The following is an 849-nucleotide window of genomic DNA, read 5'->3' as shown; positions in this document are numbered from 1 at the left end:
GGGCCAGAGGTGGCAGAGCCGCCTCGTCAACAGGCCGGATATATGGCAGCAACCTGTCCCTCATCAACGTCTGAGGCCTTGCAAATGGGAGGAGACCATATATGTCCTTCCGTGGATTCCGTGGCAGAAAATCTTCTTTCAAAGGCAAGCCCATGCTCAAGCAAGACGAGCTGACGTTATAAGATTCGTGACTGTGTGTGTTCGTGATCTTGCTGTCAGCTCCCCGAATCACGAACACATGTCGTGGTTTCGGATAGTTGACACAGTGGTCTGACCCCGTCAAATTATTAACCGTCTTCAGGAACTGGACGATATTTTACAAGGAGAGTATATGGCTACCCCGGCTGTTTCAGGTCGATATGTTACTGCCGATTTTCGGCAATCCCCCTTTATGGCTCTCGCGGATTTGATGGGGCTGAGCAACTATCAGGCCCAGCTCGCCAAAGCTCCTGATCTGTATGCGCCGATACTGAATGGAATTGCGGTATATCGGCACCTGCCTTCACAGGAACGCTCGGCAATCAACGCGCAGATTATCTACGATATCCCCCGTAACAGTCTGACCACTCGTCTGATGGACCTGATTAGTGATCTCAGCGTTCAGCGCTATTGGTACATGTGGTCGCTGTCGGATGCCGAGCTGCGGGAATTCTTCGAGTTCAGTTCCACAAAGCGAGATATTACTGGCCAGTTCAACCCACTTTCCTTTCCTGAGGTCACGGTTACGTCTGTTGCGAGCTGGGTGGGTAATCCCCCCGAAAAACAGCGGTGATCAAAAGTAGAATTTTCCGTAAGCTACACGCAGGGAGATTCTGCATGAAGAGGTCACGTTTTTCCGACAGCCAGATC

Annotated in this window: 1 protein-coding gene; it reads left to right on the top strand. The window is 51.2% G+C overall.

The genetic code is table 11. From position 1 onward, the window contains the following. The first annotated feature begins 331 nt into the window (after positions 1-331). Entirely contained in the window at positions 332-772 is a 441-nt protein-coding gene (locus ACFOZ5_RS13395) for a hypothetical protein (RefSeq protein WP_379888137.1), read from the top strand. The last annotated feature ends 77 nt before the right edge of the window (positions 773-849 follow it).

It is taken from the genome of Marinobacter lacisalsi, assembly GCF_042651045.1.
Taxonomy (GTDB): domain Bacteria; phylum Pseudomonadota; class Gammaproteobacteria; order Pseudomonadales; family Oleiphilaceae; genus Marinobacter; species Marinobacter lacisalsi.
Note: the sequence above shows the minus strand (reverse complement) of the source record. Positions and strands in the feature narration are given on the sequence as shown.